The 19,787-nt window shown below is 64.9% G+C and carries 22 protein-coding genes and 1 tRNA gene; 11 read left to right on the top strand and 12 right to left on the bottom strand.

The window, feature by feature from the left end; all coding sequences use genetic code 11:
- The first annotated feature begins 4 nt into the window (after positions 1–4).
- Entirely contained in the window at positions 5–394 is a 390-nt protein-coding gene (locus tag EJ073_RS28000) for a hypothetical protein (protein ID WP_126058454.1), read from the top strand.
- Here the strand turns inward: EJ073_RS28000 and EJ073_RS27995 are convergent.
- Positions 391–660, bottom strand: coding sequence for a hypothetical protein (locus EJ073_RS27995; RefSeq protein WP_126058453.1), 270 nt, complete (start codon positions 658–660; stop codon positions 391–393). The genes EJ073_RS28000 and EJ073_RS27995 overlap by 4 nt on opposite strands.
- Positions 661–786: 126 nt before the next feature.
- Between EJ073_RS27995 and EJ073_RS27990 the strand changes: the two genes are divergently transcribed.
- The 4 genes from EJ073_RS27990 (at position 787) to EJ073_RS27975 (ending at position 2,811) form a co-directional block, all read left to right on the top strand.
- Entirely contained in the window at positions 787–1,380 is a 594-nt protein-coding gene (locus EJ073_RS27990) for a rod-binding protein (protein ID WP_189347887.1), read from the top strand.
- 8 nt (positions 1,381–1,388) lie between these two features.
- Positions 1,389–1,805, top strand: coding sequence for a hypothetical protein (locus tag EJ073_RS27985; protein ID WP_126058451.1), 417 nt, complete (start codon positions 1,389–1,391; stop codon positions 1,803–1,805).
- 28 nt (positions 1,806–1,833) lie between these two features.
- Positions 1,834–2,355 (top strand): hypothetical protein, encoded by a 522-nt coding sequence (locus EJ073_RS27980; protein WP_126058450.1) that lies wholly within the window; start codon positions 1,834–1,836, stop codon positions 2,353–2,355.
- Positions 2,356–2,526: 171 nt separating this feature from the next.
- Positions 2,527–2,811, top strand: coding sequence for an SCP2 sterol-binding domain-containing protein (locus tag EJ073_RS27975; protein WP_126058449.1), 285 nt, complete (start codon positions 2,527–2,529; stop codon positions 2,809–2,811).
- Positions 2,812–2,916: 105 nt separating this feature from the next.
- Here EJ073_RS27975 and EJ073_RS27970 read toward each other — a convergent pair whose 3' ends face one another.
- On the bottom strand, positions 2,917–3,624 hold the full coding sequence (locus EJ073_RS27970) for an N-acetyltransferase (protein ID WP_348627221.1): 708 nt from the start codon (positions 3,622–3,624) through the stop codon (positions 2,917–2,919).
- Between the two features lie 99 nt (positions 3,625–3,723).
- Positions 3,724–4,857, bottom strand: coding sequence for an ornithine/lysine decarboxylase (odc2, locus tag EJ073_RS27965; protein ID WP_126058448.1), 1,134 nt, complete (start codon positions 4,855–4,857; stop codon positions 3,724–3,726).
- A 540-nt stretch (positions 4,858–5,397) separates the two neighbouring features.
- Here odc2 and EJ073_RS27960 point away from each other — a divergent pair.
- The 4 genes from EJ073_RS27960 (at position 5,398) to EJ073_RS27945 (ending at position 9,452) form a co-directional block, all read left to right on the top strand.
- Positions 5,398–6,597, top strand: coding sequence for an amidase (locus EJ073_RS27960; protein ID WP_126058447.1), 1,200 nt, complete (start codon positions 5,398–5,400; stop codon positions 6,595–6,597).
- Between the two features lie 3 nt (positions 6,598–6,600).
- Positions 6,601–7,500, top strand: coding sequence for a LysR family transcriptional regulator (locus EJ073_RS27955; protein WP_126058446.1), 900 nt, complete (start codon positions 6,601–6,603; stop codon positions 7,498–7,500).
- A gap of 87 nt (positions 7,501–7,587) precedes the next feature.
- Positions 7,588–8,256 (top strand): DUF1007 family protein, encoded by a 669-nt coding sequence (locus EJ073_RS27950; RefSeq protein WP_126058445.1) that lies wholly within the window; start codon positions 7,588–7,590, stop codon positions 8,254–8,256.
- The gene (locus EJ073_RS27945) at positions 8,253–9,452 is read left to right on the top strand and encodes a nickel/cobalt transporter (protein WP_126059368.1); all 1,200 of its coding nucleotides are present in this window, start codon (positions 8,253–8,255) and stop codon (positions 9,450–9,452) included. The genes EJ073_RS27950 and EJ073_RS27945 overlap by 4 nt, the downstream gene beginning before the upstream one ends.
- 7 nt (positions 9,453–9,459) lie before the next feature.
- On the opposite strand, the gene denD is transcribed toward EJ073_RS27945, so the two are convergent.
- Genes denD through EJ073_RS27925 form a run of 4 tightly spaced genes read right to left on the bottom strand, consistent with a single transcriptional unit; the run spans position 9,460 to position 12,334 of the window.
- Complete coding sequence (denD, locus tag EJ073_RS27940) at positions 9,460–10,437, bottom strand: D-erythronate dehydrogenase (RefSeq protein WP_126058444.1); 978 nt, start codon at positions 10,435–10,437, stop codon at positions 9,460–9,462.
- A gap of 1 nt (position 10,438) precedes the next feature.
- Complete coding sequence (locus EJ073_RS27935; RefSeq protein ID WP_126058443.1) at positions 10,439–10,645, bottom strand: hypothetical protein; 207 nt, start codon at positions 10,643–10,645, stop codon at positions 10,439–10,441.
- The gene (locus EJ073_RS27930) at positions 10,645–11,634 is read right to left on the bottom strand and encodes a cation diffusion facilitator family transporter (protein ID WP_126058442.1); all 990 of its coding nucleotides are present in this window, start codon (positions 11,632–11,634) and stop codon (positions 10,645–10,647) included. The genes EJ073_RS27935 and EJ073_RS27930 overlap by 1 nt, the downstream gene beginning before the upstream one ends.
- Positions 11,635–11,647: 13 nt before the next feature.
- Entirely contained in the window at positions 11,648–12,334 is a 687-nt protein-coding gene (locus EJ073_RS27925) for a GNAT family protein (protein ID WP_126058441.1), read from the bottom strand.
- Between the two features lie 83 nt (positions 12,335–12,417).
- Here EJ073_RS27925 and EJ073_RS27920 point away from each other — a divergent pair, with 83 nt between their 5' ends.
- Positions 12,418–13,602 (top strand): pyridoxal phosphate-dependent aminotransferase, encoded by a 1,185-nt coding sequence (locus EJ073_RS27920; RefSeq protein ID WP_126058440.1) that lies wholly within the window; start codon positions 12,418–12,420, stop codon positions 13,600–13,602.
- A gap of 29 nt (positions 13,603–13,631) precedes the next feature.
- Here EJ073_RS27920 and EJ073_RS27915 read toward each other — a convergent pair whose 3' ends face one another.
- The 3 genes from EJ073_RS27915 to EJ073_RS27905 all read right to left on the bottom strand — a co-directional run bounded on the left by EJ073_RS27915 (position 13,632) and on the right by EJ073_RS27905 (position 16,403).
- Positions 13,632–14,384, bottom strand: a complete 753-nt coding sequence (locus EJ073_RS27915; RefSeq protein WP_126059367.1) for an SDR family oxidoreductase — start codon at positions 14,382–14,384, stop codon at positions 13,632–13,634.
- A 225-nt stretch (positions 14,385–14,609) separates the two neighbouring features.
- Positions 14,610–15,353, bottom strand: coding sequence for a tellurite resistance TerB family protein (locus tag EJ073_RS27910; RefSeq protein ID WP_126058439.1), 744 nt, complete (start codon positions 15,351–15,353; stop codon positions 14,610–14,612).
- 120 nt (positions 15,354–15,473) lie between these two features.
- Positions 15,474–16,403, bottom strand: a complete 930-nt coding sequence (locus EJ073_RS27905) for a rhodanese-related sulfurtransferase (protein ID WP_126058438.1) — start codon at positions 16,401–16,403, stop codon at positions 15,474–15,476.
- 179 nt (positions 16,404–16,582) lie between these two features.
- Between EJ073_RS27905 and EJ073_RS27900 the strand changes: the two genes are divergently transcribed.
- Positions 16,583–17,221: a 2-dehydro-3-deoxy-phosphogluconate aldolase gene (locus EJ073_RS27900; protein WP_126058437.1), complete on the top strand. Its 639-nt coding sequence runs from the start codon at positions 16,583–16,585 to the stop codon at positions 17,219–17,221.
- A gap of 155 nt (positions 17,222–17,376) precedes the next feature.
- Here EJ073_RS27900 and EJ073_RS27895 read toward each other — a convergent pair.
- Together EJ073_RS27895 and EJ073_RS27890 are read right to left on the bottom strand one after the other, a co-directional pair.
- Positions 17,377–17,450: transfer RNA gene (locus EJ073_RS27895), tRNA-Gln, on the bottom strand.
- Positions 17,451–17,587: 137 nt separating this feature from the next.
- Positions 17,588–19,444: a DUF882 domain-containing protein gene (locus EJ073_RS27890; RefSeq protein WP_126058436.1), complete on the bottom strand. Its 1,857-nt coding sequence runs from the start codon at positions 19,442–19,444 to the stop codon at positions 17,588–17,590.
- Between the last annotated feature and the right edge of the window lie 343 nt (positions 19,445–19,787).

Genomic DNA, 19,787 nt, shown 5'->3' with positions numbered 1-19,787 from the left:
CGCAATGACCACGCGCAAGGAACGGCTGCGGAAACTGGTCAAGGTGCAGGAGCAGCTCAAGGCCCTGCACGAGACGCGCCATGCGACATTCCTGGCGCAGGCGGGAGCGGCCGAGACCGAGGCAAGGGAACTGGTCGAGCACTTCGACGCTGACCAATCGCTGGCCGGCCAGTTCCCCGACCTTTACCATCGCCGCATCGCCAATGCCCTGGTCCGCCAGCAGGCAAGCCTGGAAAGCGCCAGGCAGGAAGCAACTCTCATCGCCACCGCGACGGCGCGCACCAACATGGTCGAGCGCGCCTACAAGGACGTGCGCCGCCGCGACGAGCGCGAACGCATCGACCGCGAGCGGCTCGATCTGATCGCGCAGAAGCGACGCGACGATACTAACTAGCGACTCGGTATCAAAGTCAGATCGAGAGTGCTGCCCTCGGGCACATCAGCTAGATCAACATGACGCAGCACGAACACTTCGAATTCGTGAGCGACATCGTCGATCCGCCGGAGCGCATACTCTTTCTCCGCGGCCGTCGAGGTTTTAGAGCCGTCCGGCCTCATGACAATCGCGTTGAGTTTTTGGCCCATCCGGAAGTCGGTCTGTAGGTCACCGACGACTACGACGCCTCGCCCGGAAATCTGAAATCTCTCGATAATCTTCATCCAACACTTTGGCCCCTAACCGCTGGCAAGAACGATCTCCCATTTCGTAGCACAGCAAAATCGCGATGGCGAAAGACGAGCCACTCGATGCTTGGGCTCGCAAGCCTGCCACAAGCTTGTTCAGTCATTGTGCGGATAGCAAAAACCGGCAAGAGGCGGACTTTTTTGGCAATCTCTCCACCCAGCGACATCGTCTTGGACGTCGCTCGCGCTGCCGAGCCGACGGACGTCGAAGCCGCGCGCGCGGCGCTGGCCAAACGGACTGGTGGCGCCTCGGCCGCCTTTTCAGTCGACACCGCCGGCACCATGCTTTCCCGGGCCACGGCGGACAAAGCCGAGGTGGCGAACCCGGAGAAGAAGTTCCAGCGCTTCGAGGCGATGGTGCTGCAGACCTTCATCCAGAACATGATGCCCAAGGACACCGAGGGCGTTTACGGCAAGGGTCTCGCCGGCGACATGTGGAAATCGCAGATGGCCGAGCAACTGGCCAATGTCATGGCCGCGCGCGGCGGCATCGGCATCGCCAGATCACTGCTCGCCGACCACTATATGGACGGCAAGCGCATCGTGCCGGTCGGCCCGGTTTCGGGTGGGCCGGAGAAGGCCGAGATCGACCAACAGATCCGGCTGTCGACGTCCATGGTGCAGGAGTTGCAGCGCCAGGCCGCGCGGTCGATGACCGGCGACGATACGACCATAGAAACCGATACAAAAATCTAGGGAGCCTCATGGCCGACCAATCCGAATTCTCCACCCTTCCGGCGCGGACCTCGGAAGCGCCCATCCCGCTCGCTCGCCCCGGAAACCTCGCCGCCATCATCGGCCGCATCGAGGAAGCGGTCGACGAGGAGACGGCTGGTATCCGTGCCAGCACCGGCTTCGACCTCAAGGCGTCCAACGCCCGCAAGAGCCGCTATCTCTATGAGCTGACCCGCGCCATGAAGGGCGCCAACGAGATCGAATTCCTGGAGCAGCATCGCGAAGGCCTGGCGCGGCTGCGCCAGAAGCTGGCCAGGAACGAGGCGGCGATCCTCGCCCATCTCAACGCCGTCAACGAGGTCGCCAATCTGCTGAAGAGCGCCATTCAGCGCGCCGAGGCCGACGGCACTTATTCGGCCGGCGAGTTCGGCTGGGCAAGAGCATGATCCCGGTCGCCAGGGTAGGGAAAGACCGGTGATCAAGTTCATCGCCGCCGCGATCTGGATCTGCGCAGCGACGCTCGGCGCCGTGTTCTATTCGTTCCAGGCTGCAGGCAAGGCCGGCGTGGGCGAGCCGCCGAAGCCGATGCTGGGCGGCCTCGACTACGTCAAGACCGATATTATCTCGGTGCCTTTGATCCGCGACGCCAGGATCGACGGCTATTTTCTCACCAAGCTCGTCTACACGGTCGAGCCAGAGCAGATAAAGAAGCTGTCGATACCGGCCGACGCGCTGATCACCGACCAGGTCTACTCCTATCTCTACGCCAATCCGCAGGTCGATTTCACCAAGAAGGACACAATCGATCTCGATGCCTTCCGCAAGTCCATCCAGGACAGCATCAACGCCCGCGTCGGCGTCGAGCTGGTGCATGAGGTGCTGATCGACCAGGTCAACTTCCTGTCCAAGGACGAGATCCGCGACAACGCCATTCGCCGCCGCAAGGGCGCTGGCGAGACCGCCTCGGAAATGACCAAGCCCTTCAAGCAGCACTGATCGCGGCGCGGACGCATTCGCCGCCGCTAGCCAAGCTGATGCGAGATGACGCATGGTCACCACGTTGACGTAAACGTCAATGCGAAGGTATATGCGTCAGCGACCGTGATCGCGACATGCGCCGGCAATGCGCCGCCGCGTATCAAACGCAACAAGATGAGGAGAACCGCCGTGAGCGTTCAGGAGATTGCCGACAGGATCAAGTCGCGCGTGGCAAGCGCGGGCTTCGAGCATTCGGTCAAGTTCGACACCGGCAGCGACGGTGTCATCGTCATCGACGGCGCCACGGTCTCCACCACCGATGCGCCGACCGACTGCACCGTCAAGCTGTCGCTCGACGATCTGGATTCGCTGATCGCCGGCGACCTCAACCCGACCATGGCCTTCATGTCCGGCAAGATAAAGGTCGAGGGCGACATGACCGTCGCCATGGCGCTAAGCCAGTTGCTTGGTTGACGACAGCGCCAAGATCAAAGCAAAACGCCGCCTCGATGGGCGGCGTTTTCTTTCGGTTTGACCGTGACCTTGCACAAAACCGGTTCCCACTCTTTGGGATGATGTCTAGGCGGCCAGCGACTGCGCCTTTTGCTTGCGTCCCGCAGCCTTAAGCGTGCCGTGTGCGTCGTCGAGCACGCCTTCCATCAGTTCCAGCGCCAGCAGGCGGTGCCGCTCATAGGGGCCGGGCATCGCGAGGGCGCCGGTCTTCGCCGCCGAAAATCCGAAGCGCCCGTAGTAGGGCGCGTCGCCGACGAGCAGGATGGCGCCATGGCCGAGGCGCGCCGCTTCAGTCACCGCATGCCGCATCAGCGCCGAACCGACACCGGAGCCCTTGAGCGCCGGTTCGACGGCAAGCGGTCCGAGTAGAAGGGCCGCCGGACCGCCTTCGCCCAACGTCACATCCCAAAGCCTCACGGTGCCGAGGACCGCGCCCGAGGCATCGCGTGCGACAAAGGCCAGGCCTTCCGAGGGCCGGCGGCCGCGCCGCAGCTTCTCCGACGACTTCCTACGACGGCCAGGTCCCATGGCGCGGTCGAGCAGGTCCTCGCGCGCCTCGATATCGCCGGCGCTTTCCGCCACGACGGTGAATGCCGGAGCCTGTGAGGCCCCCTCACCCGGCTCGCCGCGCGAGCCAGCCTGTGCCCGTTGGGCCAGGGAGGGCGCAAGCGCTGCCATCGGGCTCTTCTCCCCCGCGAAGAAGAGCTGATCCGAAGGGCCGGATGAGGGGGCAATGTCGGTGGCCGCGATGGCCGATTTGATCAGGTATTCCATGTCCGCGATCCTTCACGAGCGGAGGTCTGTTCCACAGGCGAGCCCGGGTGGGCGAACATGCGCCCACCTGGGATGATCAGAACGGTTCTTGCGAACCGGTCAGATCACGTAGGATCGGAGCGGCTCGAATCCGTTGAAGGCGACCGAGGAATAGGTCGTCGTGTAGGCGCCGGTGCCTTCGATCAGCACCTCGTCGCCGATGGTCAGCGACAGAGGCAGCGGATAGGGCGTCTTCTCGTACATCACGTCGGCCGAATCGCAGGTCGGACCGGCGAGCACGCAAGGCGCGGTCTCGGTGCCGTCATGGGCGGTGACGATCGGGTAGCGGATCGCCTCGTCCATGGTTTCGGCGAGGCCGCCGAACTTGCCGATGTCGAGGAACACCCAGCGCACATTGTCGTTGTCGGCCTTTTTCGAGATCAACACGACTTCCGACTTGATGACGCCGGCATTGCCGACCATGCCACGACCTGGCTCGATGATGGTCTCGGGCAGCGCGTTGCCGAAATGCTTGCGCAGCGCCGAGAAGATCGCCTGGCCATAGGCCTGCGCCACCGGCACGTCCTTCAGGTAACGGGTCGGGAAGCCGCCGCCCATGTTGACCATTTTCAGAACGATGCCCTCGTCGGCGAGCGTCGCGAACACCTTCTTGGCATCGCCCAGCGCGCGGTCCCAGGCCGTGAGATCGGTCTGCTGCGAGCCGACATGGAACGACACGCCATAGGCGTCGAGGCCGAGCGCCTTGGCATGGCGCAGCACGTCGACCGCCATTGCCGGCACGCAGCCGAACTTGCGCGACAGCGGCCATTCGGCGCCCTCGCCGTCGGTCAGCACGCGGCAGAAGACGCGCGCGCCGGGTGCGACGCGGGCGATCTTCTCGACCTCCTCGACGCAGTCCACCGCGAACAGGCGGATGCCGAGCTGGTAGGCGCGTGCGATATCACGCTCCTTCTTGATGGTGTTGCCGAAGGAGATGCGGTCGGCCGGCGCGCCGGCGTCCATGGCCATCTCGACCTCGGCAACCGATGCGGTGTCGAAGGACGAGCCCATCGCAGCAAGCAGGCGCAGGATCTCCGGCGCCGGGTTTGCTTTCACCGCATAGTAGATCTTGGAATCGGGCAACGCCTTCTCGAAGGCGCGGAAATTGTCGCGCACGACATCGAGGTCGACGACGAGGCACGGGCCGTTCGGACGTCGGGTGGCGAGGAAGTCAAGGATGCGCTGGGTGGCCATCGGGGTCTCTCCATAACGCCTTTCGGCGCGCAATAAGGCTGCGGGACGCGGGCTGTCGGCCTCGCGAACACGCGGTGGACAAAGGCGGGACGGAAAATCCATGGAACCAGCCGGTGGAGACCCCGGAACCATGAAATGCCGTCTCGCGGCGGTGAACCTTGGCCTTGCCCGGCCTCGGTTCGCTTTGTCTGCCTTGGCTTGGATGGGAGACCCGTCCGCACTGCCGGCAATGAAGGTGTGCCTCTTTAGTAACCCCGGTCTTTGGACAACCGGAAGAGAACCAGAAAGGCCCGCACCGTCGTTGCTTCAAGGTGTCCTCGATCTTGTGGTTGGCCACTGACCGACTGGAGTGGTTGGCTCCAGTTACCTTACCGATTGCCCTCACCATTCGAGGATCGGCGGACACCCACAGGCACGTGCGACTTTGGGCAAGCGCGATATAGGAGCGATGGATTTCACAATCAATAAAAATCGTAAGCTGCGGTTGTAAAATTTCCGGCATCGAACAATCTACGGAATACCGTATCCGGATATCGAACGATGACAGGCACGCACGGACCGTTCAACGCCTTCCTGAACCTTCGCCAAATGCCTGTCGCGCATGCGCAATTGGGCCCGCTGGCAGGGCTGCGGCTGGCCGTCAAGGACATCTACGACGTCGCCGGCTACCGCACCGGCTGCGGCAATCCGGGCAAATTCGCCGACGCCCACGCCGCCTCGCAAACCGCTCCGGCGGTACAGATCATTCTCGACGCCGGCGCGCGATTCGTCGGCAAGACCCAGACCGACGAGCTTGCCTTCTCGCTGATGGGCCAGAACGCGCATTTTCCCTTCCCGGTGAACCCGGCCGCGCCCGAGCGCGTCACCGGCGGCTCGTCGTCGGGATCAGCGGCGGCGGTGGCGGGCAAGCTCGCCGACATCGCCACCGGCTCAGACACCGGCGGCTCGATCCGCGCCCCGGCGAGTTTTTGCGGCCTGATCGGGCTGCGCACTACGCATGGCCGCATATCGCTCGACGGCGCCATGAAGCTCGCGCCGAGCTTCGACAGCTTCGGCTGGTTCGCCGACGACATCGAAACCTATGAGGCGGTCGGCAAGCTGCTCCTCGGCCGCGACCCGCACCAGCATGGGCTCAACCGGCCGCTGTCGATCGGCTGGCTGGACGCCTTAGTGTCGGGCACGGCCGAGGCCACCGAATATACCAGAATGAAGGCGCTCGCCGCTTCCGTCATCGGCGAGCCGGCGCAGGTGGAGTACAGTTTCGCCTCCTTCCCCGACGAGCTCTATTGGTGCTTTCGCCGCCTGCAGGCCTTCGAGGCATGGCAGGAGCATGGCGACTGGATCAGCAGCGGCGAGCGCGGTCTCGGGCCGGGCGTCGACGAGCGTTTCGCTTTTGGCCGAGCCGTCGATGCCAGGACGGTCGCAACCGAAGAGGCGCGCCGGCTGGCCTTCCGCGCCGAGCTCGCCGCCCTGCTCGGCAGCCATGGCTTTCTCGTCCTGCCGACGGTTCCGGGCGCGGCGCCGCTCGTCAAGAGCGCGCCGGAACAGCTGCAGACTTACCGCGAAAGGGCACTGCATCTATTGTGCCTCTCCGGCCTCTCCGGTTTCCCGCAGATCACGCTGCCGCTCGGATCGGTCGACGGCGCCCCGTTCGGGCTGTCACTGCTCGGCCCTTCCGGAAGCGACGTCGCCCTGATACGGCTCGGCCGCAAACTCCTCGACGCCGCACGAAAGGCCTGAGCCATGGACACGCTGACCCGCATGCGCGCCTTCATCGACGTCGTCGAGGCCGAAGGCTTTTCGGCCGCCGCGCGCAAGATCGGTCGCTCCAAGGCGTTGCTGTCGAAATATGTGCGCGAGCTGGAGGACGAGCTAGGCGCCTTGCTCCTGAACCGCACCACCAGGCAGTTCTCGATGACCGAGGCCGGCCATACCTACTACAGGCGCGCCTCCGAGATCGTGCGCGAGGTCGACAGCCTGGCCGATGCGGTGCGCGAATCCTCCGGCGATGTGCGCGGCCGCATCAAGCTTTCGGCGGCGCGCACCTTCGCCGACGCGCCGATCGGCCAGTCGCTGATCGACTTCGCCAAGGAGCATCCCGACATCGTGCTCGACATCCATCTCGATGACCGTTTCGTCGACCTGGTCGAGGAGGGCTTCGACCTCGCCGTGCGCATCTCCAGGCTGGAGAACTCCTCGCTGATCGCAAGGCGCCTTGCGCCCTTTTCTGTCAGGCTGTGCGCATCGCCGGACCTGATCGCCAAGCACGGCATGCCGATGCGTCCTCAGGACCTCGCCCGCATCCCCTGCATCATCGACACCAATGGCCGCTGGCTGACCAACTGGCCGTTCAAGGGCGACGCCGGCGACACGATGAGCGTGTCGGTATCCGGCCCGATCGAGGTCAACAGCCCGATGACCGCGAGGGCCGCGGCCGTTGCCGGCCTTGGCTTCACCATGCTGCCCGATTTCATCGCCATCCCCGAGATCGAGAGCGGCCGGCTGGTGACGGCATTGGACGACCGCCTGCTCTCCGGCAGCGGCATCTTCGCCGTCTATCCGCACCGGCGCTATCTGCCGGCAAAAGTGCGCGTCTTCGTCGATTTCCTGGTGCAGTGGTTCAAGACACGCGAAAGCGCCTGACACGCCGACGATGGCCACGGTCCCAATTTCGCCCCCTTTCTGGTAACTCTCGACAGTCGTCCCAATCCCATGGAATCGCCATCCGCAATGCACCTGAAACGGCAAGCAATCATGCTGTCTTCCGCCATGGCAGCGACGTTCGCGGCGGTCCACCCGGCCGAGGTGCACCCCCACGTCTTCGCCGAGGCCCGCCTCGACGTCATCCTCAGCGAGGATCACCAAAGTGTGAAGGCGTTGCGCCATCTCTGGCGTTTTGACGACCTGTTTTCGAGTACGGTGATGATGGAGTTCGACAAGAACTCCGACCTGAAGCTTGACGACAAGGAGCTGAAGGAAGTGGCCGAAACCGTTCATTCCTCGTTGGCGGAGTTCAACTATTTCCAGCTCGTCACCCAGGACGGCAAGGACGTGGCGATGACCCCTCCTCCACATCTGATGGCCAATTTCGACAACGACCAGCTGATCATCCTGTTCGAATCCGAGCCCAAGGTTCCGATCAAGCTCGCCGGCAAGATCGACATCGGCGTCTATGACCCGACCTTCTATACCGCGATCGACTTCACCGACGATGCGAACCTCACCGTCGAGGGCCTGCCCTCGACTTGCACCAAGGGGGTCATCCGCCCCGATCCGGACGAGGCGATCGCCGAGAACCAGAAGACCCTGACGGAAGCGTTCTTCAACGATCCGACAGGCACCGACATGAGCAAGATCTTCGCCACCAAGCTCGAACTGAACTGCTCGCCAGAAGGATAGATCCGGTGATGAAACCGTCGCTGCGTTTGGCGCTCGGCCTAGCGGCCGCCACCCTGGTGATCACCCATCTGCCGGATGTCGCCCACGCCCAGAGCTCGCTCGGCATCGGCACCAATGACGGCACGGCGCCCTCCACCTCCGGGCCCTTCGCCCACATCCTGATGTGGATCAATCTAAGGCAGCAGGAATTCTACCATTCGCTCGCCGTCGCCATGAAAGCGATGCGCGAGGACGGCAGCAAGCTGTGGCTGCTGATCGGCCTCTCCTTCGCCTATGGCATCTTCCATGCCGCCGGCCCCGGCCACGGCAAGGCGGTGATCTCGTCCTATATGGTGGCCAATGAAGTGGCGTTGAAGCGCGGCATCATGCTGTCCTTCGTCTCGGCGCTGCTGCAGGGCCTGACGGCGGTCGTGGTCATGATGCTTGCCTATTTTGTGCTGCGCGGCACCACGGTGTCGATGACCGATGCGGCGTGGTTCCTGGAAATCTCGAGCTATGTGCTGGTCACCCTGTTCGGCGCCTGGCTGCTCTGGCGCAAGGCGGGCCCCGCCATCCGCCGTCTGTTCGGTGCCGGTCCCGCCTACAGCCTGTCAGCCGCCCATGCCAGTCGCTCGCATGCCGGCCATTCCCATGCGGGGCACTCGCACGCTGCACATGCCCATGCGCACGCGCTTCATGCTCACGACCATGATCACGATAATGCAGCCCACCATTCGCATGGCCACGGCGCGCACGATCACCATCATCACGATCATGGCGCGCATGATCAGGCCGGCCACGATCATCACCATCATGACCACGCCGCCGGCGAAGTCTGCGAGACCTGCGGCCATTCGCACGCCCCCGATCCGGCGCTGCTGTTGGGCGACAATTTCGACTGGCGCACGGCATGGTCGGCGGTGGCGGCCGTCGGCATCCGCCCCTGCTCCGGCGCGCTGATCGTGCTGAGCTTCGCCCTGCTCAACGGGCTCTGGCTCGGCGGCCTGCTGTCGGTATTCGCCATGTCGATCGGCACCGCCATCACCGTCTCGGCGCTGGCAACGCTCGCGGTGACGGCCAAGAACTGGGCGGTCTATTTCGCCGGCGACGGCCGCATGGGCAACCGCATCCATTCCATCGTTGAGATCGGCGGCGCAGCCTTCATCTTCCTGGTTGGACTGCTGCTGCTGTCCGCCAGCCTGACCGGCGGCGCTTGACGCCGGATCAGCCCACTACTTTGTTATCCAGTTCATCCTCGATATGCGCGCGGATGATCTCATCGAAACTCGTCTCGGCAGCGAAGCCGAGGTCCTTCGAGCGGCGCGCCTCGAAGCGTGTCGGCCAGCCTTTGACGATCGCCCAGATCGTCTCGTCCGGCTGCTCGCGGATCAGCTTCACCACCTTCGAACCGGCGACCCGCTCCAGCGCCTCGATCTGCTCGCCGACCGTGACGGCGACGCCGGGCATGGTGAGGTTGCGGCGCGGCCCGACGGCGGCGCCGTCGATCTCCGCCGCGTGGATCAGGAAATTCACCGCCGAGCGCGGGCTGGCGTGGGTATGCAGCACCGAGCGCGGCACGGGCAGGATCGCTTCTTGGCCGCTCAGCGGCTCGCGGATGATGCCGGAGAAGAACCCCGAGGCCGCCTTGTTCGGCTTGCCTGGCCTGACACAGATGGTCGGCAGCCTGATGCCGATGCCGTCGAAGAAGCCGCGCCGCGTATAGTCGGCGAGCAACGCCTCGCTCATCTGCTTCTGCGTGCCGTAGGATGTCAGCGGCGTCGGATGGAACTCGTCCGGGATGACATCCGGGAACGGCGCGCCGAATACCGCGATCGACGAGGTGAAGACGAGGCGCGGCGAAAACCCCGCCAGCCGCACGGCGTCGAACAGCGCGCGCGTGCCGTCGAGATTGACGCGGTAGCCGAGGTCGAAATTGGCTTCCGCCTCGCCCGACACAATGCCAGCCAGATGGAAGATCACATCGGGGCGCGAAGCGACCAAGCTAGCGGCTGCTCCAGGTGCCGCGAGATCGCCAGTGCGGATGGAGACATCGACCCCTGGCATGGCGGGCCCTTCAGATGCCACGATATCGTGTAGGTCGAGCGCGCTGATCTTGCGGCCGCGCAGTTGCCCGTCCCTGGCCAGCCGGGCAATCAGCTTGCGGCCGACCATGCCGGCCGCGCCCGTAATCAACACGCGCATCTCAAGGATCCTTCTTACGCTGGCTGCGGCCACGCAGCCAGAACACGACAAAAATCGCCACCATGAAGACGGCCGCGATGACTGCGGCCAGGATGGTCGAGACGCTGCCGGCCGCCAGCATCACCCGCGGCAGGAAATAGGCGGCGATGCCGAACAGGAGCAGCACCCAGAACGCGCCAAGCGCCGCATTGCGCGTATCGCGATCCATCAGTGATAGTGACCGCGATGCGGCGCCGCATGATGCGCGTGATCATGGCCGTGATCGTCATCATCGTCGGCGCAGTGCCCGAATTCCGGTTCGACGGTAGCATGGCTGATGCCATGCTCGGCGGCGAGCCGCTTCTTGATGGCGCTGACCGCCATATGGGCATCAACCCCATCATTCAGGCAGGCGTGCAGCGTCGCCATGTTGCTGGAACCGTCGAGCGACCAGACATGCATGTGATGCACCTCGCGCACGCCCTTGACCGCGCCCTCCAGGTCCTTGGCAATCACGTCGCGGTCGAGGCTTGCCGGCACGCCTTCGAGCAGCACATGGGCGGCCTCCCGCATCAGCGACCAAGCCGTCGACAGGATCAGCAGCGAGACCAGTACCGACAGGATCGGATCGATCGGCGTCCAGCCTGTCGCAAGAATGATCAACGCCGCGGCGATGGCAGCGGCCGAGCCGAGCAGATCGCCCAGCACATGCAGTATGGCGCCGCGCATGTTGAGGTTCTCGCGATCGCCGCCATGCAGCACGAAGAAGGAGAGGATATTCACCATTAGGCCGGCGATCGCGACCACCAGCATCGGCCCGCCGAGCACCGGCGCCGGCGCCACCAGGCGCCCCCAGGCCTCGTAGACGATCCACAGCGCAATGGCGAAGATGGCGATGCCGTTGGTGTAGGCGACCAGCGTCTTGACCCGGCCGAACCCGTAGGTCAGGCGAACCGTGGCCGGGCGGCCGGCGAGATGGAAGGCATACCACGCGAGCCCGAGCGCGATCGCATCGGCAAGCATGTGGCCGGCATCGGCAAGCAGCGCCAGCGACCCGGTCAGCAGGCCGCCGAGCGCCTCCGCGACCATGAAGCCGGCGGTCAGGCAGGCGGCGATCAGCACCCGCTTCTTGTCGGTCGAGCCATGCACATGGCCCGCGCCATGGCTGTGGCCGTGCGAGTCCTGTGCATGTGAACCGTGGTCATGGCTATACGCCATCTGCCTGCTCCTGCTACGCGCCGAACTCGGCGCGGAAGTCTTCAAGCCGCCGCTTCTGCCGGCCCTCATTGTCGAAATTGGCCGGATCGAGCCAAGCCTCATAGGCTCTGCGCAGCGCCGGCCATTCCTTGTCGATGATCGAGTACCACGCGGTATCGCGGTTTTCGCCCTTGACGACAAGGTGCTGGCGGAAAATGCCCTCGAACTTGAAGCCGAAACGCTCGGCGGCGCGCTTCGACGGTTCGTTGCGATTGTTGCATTTCCATTCATAGCGGCGATAGCCGAGATCGTCGAAGATGTATTTCATGAACAGGAACTGGGCTTCGGTCGCCGCCGGCTTGCGCGAGATCAGCGGCCCCCAATAGATGTTGCCGATCTCGATCACGCCATAGGCGGGGTCGATGCGCATCAGCGTCTGCCGCCCGGCGACCTTGCCGCTCGCCTTGTCGATGACGGCGAAGAACAGCGGATCCTCACTGGCCTCGACCTTGTCCAGCCAGGGCTGGAAGGCGGCTCGGGTTTCCGGCGGATAGTCCGGCAGCCAGGCGAAGCGGCCGCCGACATCGGACACCGAAGAGGCCTCGTAGAGGCTGTCGCCGTGCTTTGCGGCGCTCAGCGGTTCGAGCCTGGCATAGCGCCCCTCCAGCACCTTGCGCTCGGGGCGCGGGCGCGGCTGCCAGTCTTTGAGATTTTCCGACACCGAAAACTCCAATCCGTTTGACTTTTGCCGAAGGACGCTCACAAAAACGCTCGCCTACAGTAAGAACCACAGGGACGGGAAAAATGCTCCACACGATTGCGGCCTTCGACCGTCTCGGCGAGGAAAATGCCTTCGCGGTGCTGGCGCGTGCCACCGCACTTGCCCATCAGGGCCGCGACATTGTCAATCTCGGCATCGGCCAGCCGGACTTCAAGACGCCGCAGCACATCGTCGAGGCGGCGATCAAGGCGCTGCGCGACGGCCATCATGGCTATACGCCGGCCAACGGCCTGCTGGCGACGCGCGAAGCCGTGGTGCGCCGCACGCTGACCACCACCGGTGTCGAGGTCTCGCCGGAGAGCGTGATGATCCTGCCCGGCGGCAAGCCGACCATGTTCGCGGCGATCCTGATGTTCGGCGAGCCGGGCGCCGAGATCCTGTATCCGGATCCCGGCTTTCCGATCTATCGCTCGATGATCGAGTTCACCGGCGCCGCCCCGGTGCCGGTGCCGATCCGCGAGGAAAACGGCTTCGCTTTCTCTGCCGACGAGACGCTGGCGCTGATCACCCCGCGGACCAGGCTGCTGATCCTCAACTCGCCCGCCAACCCGACCGGCGGCGTCACCCCGCGCGCCGAGATCGAGAAGCTGGTCAAGGGGCTGGAGGCGCATCCGCATGTCGCCATCCTCTCCGACGAGATCTACGACGTCATGACCTATGACGGCGAGACGCATTTTTCGCTGCTCAACTTCCCGCAGATCCGCGACCGGCTGATCGTCCTCAACGGCTGGTCGAAGACCTGGGCAATGACCGGCTGGCGCATGGGCTGGTCGATCTGGCCGAACGGCGACAACGGCACCCATCTCTACGACAAGGTGCGCAAGCTGGCGGTCAACTGCTGGTCCTGCGTCAACGCGCCGAGCCAGTATGCCGGCATCGCCGCGATCGACGGCCCGCAGGACGACGTCGAGAAGATGATGCGCGCCTTCGACAACCGCCGGAAGATCGTGGTCGAGGGGCTGAACGCGCTGCCGGGCATCTCCTGCATCACGCCGAAGGGCGCCTTCTATGCCTTCCCCAATGTCTCGAAGACCGGCTGGAAGGCCAAGAAGCTCGCCTCGGCGCTGCTCGAGGACGCCGGCGTGGCGCTGATCGGCGGTCCCGATTTCGGCATTCTCGGCGAAGGCTATATCAGGCTCTCCTACGCCAATTCCGAGGAGAACATCTTGCGCGCGATGGAGCGGATCGAGGCGTTCTTGAAGAAGTGACCTCGCTTCCCTCGCGGGAAGGCCGGGCGCTACCCGCGCCCGACGAACGGCATCTTCGTCGCCATCACCGTCATGAACAGCACATTGGCGTCGAGCGGCAGGCTGGCCATGTGGACGACCGCGTCGGCGACGCGCTCGACATCCATCACCGCCTCGGCGGCGATCGACCCGTTGGCCTGCGGCACGCCGACCGTCATCGGCTGCGCCATCTCGGTCAGCGCATTGCCGATGTCTATCTGGCCGCAGGCGATGTCGTAGGGCCGGCCATCCAGCGCCAGCGTCTTGGTCAGCCCGGTGATGGCGTGCTTGGTCGCCGTGTAGGGCACCGAGCCCGGACGCGGCGCATAGGCCGACACCGAGCCGTTATTGATGATGCGGCCACCCATCGGCTTTTGCCGGCGCATGGCGCCGAAGGCGGCGCGGGCGCACAGGAACGAGCCGGTGAGGTTGACGCCGACAATATCGTTCCAGACCTCGACCGGGATCTCGTCGATCGGCGTCGACTTGTAGCCCATGCCGGCATTGTTGAAGAGCAGGTCGACGCGCCCGAAGGCTTCCACCACCGTTTCGAACAGATCGTCGACCTGGTCGGCCTTGCTGATATCGCAGGCAACCGCCAACGCCTTGGCATCGGTCTTGCCGGCCTCGGCAATCGCCTCCTCCAGCACCGCCTTGCGGCGGCCGCAGAACACGGTGTTCCAGCCGTTCTTGAGCAGCGCCGTGGCAACGCTTTTGCCGATGCCCGTGCCGGCGCCGGTCACGATGGCGGTTTTCTCTGTCATGGCAGTCATCGGCGTCCTCCGGTCATCGCTGCAGCTTGGCATCGCAAATGACGCAGGCGATGGCAAGCCAACTTGTCAGCCATCAGGCCCGACAAAAAGGGCGGTCATTGGCGACCGCCCTGATCTGAACCGGGCTTGGGAGGAGGAAAGGCCGGTCCGACTGCTTAGAATGATGCGCTTCCTCGGTTAACGAGACGTTACCGTGCGCGGCGCCGGCTGTCGCACTCACCAGCGCGGATTGGGCGAGGTTCCGGGCTTTTCGGAAACCGGCACCTTGGCCGCCGACACCGTCGCCTCGACATGGTCGACCAACGCGTCCGGCAGGCCGAGGCGACCGGCGAGCAGGTCGAGATAGCCGCGCTCTGCGCGCGTGTCGGGATCGATGGTAAGGCGCGAGGCCGTATAGAGTTCGAGCTTCTGCGCGTCGGTCTGGACGCCGGCGACCAGCGTATCCAGGTCGAGCGGGCTCTCCAGTTCCGCCATCAGGAATTGTTCCGCCTCGGTGCCGATGCCGGCGAGTTGCAGCTTGCCGGCAATCTTCTGACGCTCCTCGTCATCGACATGGCCATCGGCCTTCGCCGCCGAGATCATCGCCCGCACCAGTGTCAGGGTGAACTCGTCCTCGCCTTGCGGCGCCTGCGAGGGGTGGAAGGCGGTGTCCTTGGGCGGCGGCAAGAGTTCCGGCTCGCCGGCGGCCGGCGTCTCGGCCGGCGCGTTGCCGGCCTTGTAATTCTGGTACGCCTTGTAGGCGAGACCGCCGATCGCGGCCAGCCCACCGAGCTTGATGGCGGTGCCCGTCACCTGCCGGCCGGTGCCTGTTCCAAGCAGAACCGCGGCCAGCGCGCCGGCGGCGAGCGGATTGTCCTTGGCCATCTGCACGGCCTGACCTGCCTTGTCGCGGACGGTGCCGCCGGTGCCGGGAACCTGCGAGCCGAGCAGATCGTCGAGAAGCTTCTTGGGGTCGAACATCAATGCCTCCAGAATTGGCCCGCGCCGAACATGGACGAGCAGGTTTGGACGTCGCAGACGTAGGTCCCGCATGTCGACATTACAATGACGGGCCAGCGCTTTGATGCGGCTAATGGGGCGCTAGCTCCCGATATGCGGACCCTTGCCTCGCGCGGCGGCCAGTTCGACCTGCCGCTGGCGTTCGGCGTAGCGGGCGCGATCCTCGTCGGAGCGGACCTCGTGGCAATGCGGGCAGGAGATGCCGGGGGCATAGCGCGGCGACAGCCGGTCCTCGACCGTCAGCGGATGCCGGCAGGCGCGGCAGAGCTCCGCCTCGCCCTCGGCAAGGCCATGCGACACCGACACGCGTTCGTCGAAGACGAAGCATTCGCCTTGCCACAGGCTCGCTTCGGCCGGCACCTGCTCCAGATATTTGAGGATGCCGCCCTTCAGGTGGAACACAGCCTCGAAGCCGAGCGATTTCACATAGGCCGTCGCCTTCTCGCAGCGTATGCCGCCGGTGCAGAACATCGCCACCTTGCGCCCTTCGAGTTGGTCGCGATGCCGCTCGACCCAGGCCGGGAATTCGCGAAAGCTCGCGGTCGCCGGATCGACCGCGCCCTTGAAGGTGCCGATTGACACCTCATAGGCATTGCGCGTGTCGATGACGATGGTGTTCTCGTCCGAGATCAGCGTGTTCCAGTCGGCCGGCGCGACATAGGTGCCGGCGCTGCTTGCCGGATCGAGGTCCTCGACGCCCATGGTGACGATCTCGCGCTTCAGCCGCACCTTCATGCGGTGGAACGGCATCTCGGCGGCGGCGCTGTATCTGACCTCGAGGCCGGCCAGGCCTTCGATGAAGTTCAGATGGTCGATCAGCGCGGCGATGTCGGCCTCGCTGCCGGCAACGGTGCCGTTGATGCCCTCATGTGCAAGCAGCAGCGTGCCCTTGATGCCGCGCCCGCAGCAGAAGGCTGCGAGCGGCGCGCGCAGCGCCTCGAAGCCGTCGAGCCGGGCAAATTTGTACAGCGCGGCGACGCGCACAGAATTGGTTCGGGTGGAAATTGTCATCGCCATGCCACTAAACCGTGGTGAAAGCCGATTCAAGGCGGAGCGGACCAGCCGCCTTCCGGGAAAGCGGCTGACACTCGTCGCCGGTGCGTGACATCGCGACACGCCTCGTTTCGTGGACTCGGGATACCCCTTCTGCTAATCGGTTGAAATCGATCGATACCGGAGAGAGCAAGCGAATGCCCAGCAAGACCGAGAAGCTCCTGTCGCTCCTCAATGGCCAGCCGGTCATCCCGGTGCTCAAGATCGCCAATGTCGCCGACGCGGTACCGCTTGCCCGCGCGCTCGCCCGCGGCGGCCTGCCGGCGATCGAGATCACGCTCAGGACCGCCGATGCGCTGGAAGCGATCCGGCGCGTCGCCGGCGAGGTCGAGGACGCCATCGTCGGCGCCGGCACCATCCTCGACGCCGGGCAGTTCGATGAAGCAGCCCGCGCCGGCTCGAGATTCATCGTCAGCCCCGGCATCACCAGCCAGCTCCTGGCCGCGGCCAGTGACAGCGATGTGCCGCTGCTGCCCGGCGCCATCACGCCCGGCGAGATCATGGCCGCCCGCGAGGCCGGCTTGCGCTTCCTGAAATTCTTCCCTGCCGAGCAGTCCGGCGGCATTGCCTCGCTGAAGGCCTTCGCCTCACCGCTCGCTGACGTGAAGTTCTGCCCGACCGGCGGCATCAGTGCCAGGAACGCCGCCGACTATCTTGCTCTGCCCAACGTCATCTGCGTCGGCGGATCCTGGGTGGCGCCCGACGACATGGTCAAGGCCGGCAAGTGGGACGAGATCGAAGCCCTGGCGCGCGCGGCGAGCCAGCTCACGAAGTAGCGTCCTGGACACGAAAAGCCCGGCCGGCTCGAGCCGACCGGACCAGTTGCTGGAATGCAATCAGCTGCAGAGCTTCTCGACGACCTTCTTGTGGTGAACCCAATGCTTGACGTGATCCGCAGGCCCGAGCCCATTGCTGACAGGTCGGCAAGCGCTGGTTCCCGCTCATGGATTCGAACCACGATTCACGCCTTCAAAGGGCGCTGTCCTACCATTAGACGAAGCGGGAGAGCAGGCGCTTGTCGTTAGCATCCCGGCACGGTCGAAGCCAGAGCCGAGCGGACGGTTCCGCGGGCGTTGCCCGCCAAAAAGCAAAAAGCCGCGCGGGTCGCCCGGCGCGGCTTTTGCGATTGTCTGGCCTGTCGCCTACTTGGTCTGGAAACGGGCGACCGAGAGGAACTTCACGGCGTTGCCGGTGAACCGGTTGGCATCCGCCAACTGGTTGTCGGCCTGGAAGCCTGCCGTATAGACCTCGCTCGGCGGCGTATGCACGATGTTGTAGGCATAGCGCGGCGCCGTCGTCGCGCTGGAGACCGTGGCGACGTATTCGCCGCTGTTCAGTGCCCAGCGCGCGGCCTGCGGCGCGGCGGCAACCACCATTGCCTTCGGCCCGGGCTTGAGGTCGCGGGCGCTGGCCCTGGCTTCCTTGCGCGTCGTCTTCACGCCGGCACCGATTGCCAGCGCCGGATCGGAACCGGCCGGGCGGCTGGCGATGGCGTCGCGCGGGGAGGCCGCATCGACGCCGGACGGATCGTTGAATGCCGAGCGCGGCTCGAGCGAGGCGACCTGATAGTCGCCACTGGCGACACTGGCCTCGGTCGTGGCGTTGGCCTCGTCGAGAACGGCCTTGACTTCATCCGGCTTGACTTCATCCGGCTTGACTTCGTCCGCCTTGGCCTCATCCGGACGCGCGCTGGGCAGGACCGAGAACGCATCGGTCGCGGTCTTGTTGTGCTGGGCGGTGTCGGCCAGCGCCAGCAGCACGCTCTTGTCCTGCGCCGCGAGATCGGCCGGAAGCGAACGGTCGGGTCGCCAGGTCGGCAGCGGAACGTTGTTGTTGACCGCCGCCTGCGCTGGATCGGCATCGGCGCCGGCCGGATTGGCCATGCCGAAGGGCACGTTGACCGGCGCATGCGCCGTCGCCACCGACTGCTCGGTGGTCGCCGAGGCGTCGGCCACGCCGAATGGCACGTTCTCAGGCGTCTGCTGGCCGACATCGGTCTTCGGTCGCGGCGCGAAGTCCGGCAGCGGGACCTCCTTTGGCGGCAGCGCCGCGATGATCGTCTCCGGCGTGTCCTGCTCAGGTTCCGAATCGGCCGAATTGTCGTCGGCGATCTGTGGAATGTTGGCGCGCTGCGCGTCCTGGGGTGACACGATCGCGATGCCAGGCGGGTTGCTGCGCTTGGCGGCCGCCGCCGGCTTCACGCTCTTCGGCTTGGGCGCAGGCGCGGCAGTCGCGACATCGGCGCTGTCGTCGGCCTCGTCATCGCCGCCGCCAAACCAGGCAGCAAGCAGCCCGCCGGACCGCTTGGTCGAACCGCCGGCGCTGGCCAGTTCAATGTTGGGGGTACCGGCGCCCTTGCGGGCTTTGTAGGCGGCCAAAGCCTGTTCATAGCCCGGCAGCGGCCTGCCGTCGCTCGGAACGTGCAGGGTCTTGCCGTTCGGGAACACCCCGACCAGTTCCTGGCGGCTGATGCCAGGCCAGTGGCGCACATTGCCGACATCCATATGCACGAACGGTGAGCCCGACGAGGGATAGTAGCCGACGCCGCCGCCCTGCATCTTGAGACCGATGTTGCGCAGCTTCTTCAGCGGCACGCCGGGGATATAGAAGTCCATCGCCTTGCCGAGCATATGCTGGCTCTTCTCGGCGACACCCCGGCTGCGGCTGCGCAGCATCGAGTTTGTCGCCGGCGAGCGGTAGCCGCAGACGACCTGGATGTAGTCGGTGGCGCCGCTCTGCCGGTAGGCCTCCCAGACGAGGTCGAGCAGCCGCGGATCCATCTTGGTCGGTTCGTTGCGGCGCCAGTCGCGCAGGATGATGTTGATCTTGCGCAGGCCCTCGGGATCGTAGCGCCCATTGCGCTTGTAGACGATCTCGGCCTTTTCGTGCGTGTGGAGATGATAGAGCTTCAGCGAACGAACTTCGGCGCTGGCGCCGGTCGCGGCAAGGAAACCAAGCGCAAAAACCACCGCTGCCAGCCATCTCGGCCAGACGCTCATGTGATAATGCCGCCCGTCTGTATGTCGTTCGACTTGGTTCAAATCAAATGGCCTTGCAGGCTGCCGTTTGTCCCCGGATTTGCCCAAACGGATGTGTTGTTCTCACATCCGAATATCGATCCTAATGGTTAATCATCGCTTATTGAAGCCGAAATGCGGTAACACCGTGGCGATATCCCGTCAAAAATATTGCACTGCGTTTCTTGGTAAATTGCTGGTTTAGATCATTTTTCCGCCTTTGGCCGAAACACGATCTGTTACCGCCGGCCTTAATTGCGTGATCGCAGCCATAATCGAGTCGTTGCGGCGCCGCCGGCGCCGCGATCAATGCCGAGCGGGCCCG

The organism is Mesorhizobium sp. M4B.F.Ca.ET.058.02.1.1, assembly GCF_003952505.1.
Taxonomy (GTDB): domain Bacteria; phylum Pseudomonadota; class Alphaproteobacteria; order Rhizobiales; family Rhizobiaceae; genus Mesorhizobium.
This window is presented reverse-complemented; position numbering and strand designations above follow the sequence as displayed.

Excerpts from the sequence above, each read along its gene's own strand:
- EJ073_RS28000 (WP_126058454.1), top strand. The coding sequence starts at position 5 with ATGACCACGCGCAAGGAACGGCTGCGGAAACTGGTCAAGGTGCAGGAG.
- EJ073_RS27995 (WP_126058453.1), bottom strand. The coding sequence starts at position 660 with ATGAAGATTATCGAGAGATTTCAGATTTCCGGGCGAGGCGTCGTAGTC.
- EJ073_RS27985 (WP_126058451.1), top strand. The coding sequence starts at position 1,389 with ATGGCCGACCAATCCGAATTCTCCACCCTTCCGGCGCGGACCTCGGAA.
- EJ073_RS27970 (WP_348627221.1), bottom strand. The coding sequence starts at position 3,624 with ATGGAATACCTGATCAAATCGGCCATCGCGGCCACCGACATTGCCCCC.
- odc2 (WP_126058448.1), bottom strand. The coding sequence starts at position 4,857 with ATGGCCACCCAGCGCATCCTTGACTTCCTCGCCACCCGACGTCCGAAC.
- EJ073_RS27960 (WP_126058447.1), top strand. The coding sequence starts at position 5,398 with ATGACAGGCACGCACGGACCGTTCAACGCCTTCCTGAACCTTCGCCAA.
- EJ073_RS27955 (WP_126058446.1), top strand. The coding sequence starts at position 6,601 with ATGGACACGCTGACCCGCATGCGCGCCTTCATCGACGTCGTCGAGGCC.
- EJ073_RS27950 (WP_126058445.1), top strand. The coding sequence starts at position 7,588 with ATGCACCTGAAACGGCAAGCAATCATGCTGTCTTCCGCCATGGCAGCG.
- denD (WP_126058444.1), bottom strand. The coding sequence starts at position 10,437 with ATGCGCGTGTTGATTACGGGCGCGGCCGGCATGGTCGGCCGCAAGCTG.
- EJ073_RS27935 (WP_126058443.1), bottom strand. The coding sequence starts at position 10,645 with ATGGATCGCGATACGCGCAATGCGGCGCTTGGCGCGTTCTGGGTGCTG.
- EJ073_RS27930 (WP_126058442.1), bottom strand. The coding sequence starts at position 11,634 with ATGGCGTATAGCCATGACCACGGTTCACATGCACAGGACTCGCACGGC.
- EJ073_RS27920 (WP_126058440.1), top strand. The coding sequence starts at position 12,418 with ATGCTCCACACGATTGCGGCCTTCGACCGTCTCGGCGAGGAAAATGCC.
- EJ073_RS27915 (WP_126059367.1), bottom strand. The coding sequence starts at position 14,384 with ATGACAGAGAAAACCGCCATCGTGACCGGCGCCGGCACGGGCATCGGC.
- EJ073_RS27910 (WP_126058439.1), bottom strand. The coding sequence starts at position 15,353 with ATGTTCGACCCCAAGAAGCTTCTCGACGATCTGCTCGGCTCGCAGGTT.
- EJ073_RS27905 (WP_126058438.1), bottom strand. The coding sequence starts at position 16,403 with ATGACAATTTCCACCCGAACCAATTCTGTGCGCGTCGCCGCGCTGTAC.
- EJ073_RS27900 (WP_126058437.1), top strand. The coding sequence starts at position 16,583 with ATGCCCAGCAAGACCGAGAAGCTCCTGTCGCTCCTCAATGGCCAGCCG.
- EJ073_RS27890 (WP_126058436.1), bottom strand. The coding sequence starts at position 19,444 with ATGAGCGTCTGGCCGAGATGGCTGGCAGCGGTGGTTTTTGCGCTTGGT.